Genomic DNA, 438 nt, shown 5'->3' with positions numbered 1-438 from the left:
ATATAAGCAAACATAACAAGTTAAACATTCAATTCAACAAACAGGCCATCCGGTCATTAGGCCGTCTGAAAACCAAGCAAGGATGCCTTCATATCTTATTGCCAAATCTTAGGCGTGGATTTCAAATACCTGTCGTCATCAAAAGTACAAATCCATTGCGGCTTAAGCGCGATAAAAATGGCTGTTGAAATACCGCTCAAAAATGCCTCCGCCCAAGCGATTAAGAAAAAAACAGGAAAAGCGGTTTTCCATAATACCGCCGTATCAAATACATCTGCCCAGTCCAGTAAACCAACCAAAATTACGCCGGTAAACACCATTCCGACCGCCGCAGCCCAAAAACCATTCAGAAAAATAAAGATAAAGATATTGGCAGGCAAACGCGATACCCAATGGCGGAAACCCAAGTTTACCAACAAAGGCGGAAGCAATACGGAC

1 protein-coding gene is annotated in these 438 nt (G+C 42.7%); it reads right to left on the bottom strand.

The genetic code is table 11. From position 1 onward, the window contains the following. Nucleotides 1–95 precede the first annotated feature (95 nt). Nucleotides 96–438, bottom strand: a 343-nt coding sequence (locus ACTHUR_RS21280) for an energy-coupling factor ABC transporter permease (protein ID WP_440400798.1), incomplete at its 5' end; no start/stop codon positions are given.

The organism is Neisseria sp. P0021.S007, assembly GCF_051956855.1.
The sequence above is the reverse complement of the archived record's forward strand: the minus strand, read 5'-3'. Positions and strand labels throughout refer to the sequence as shown.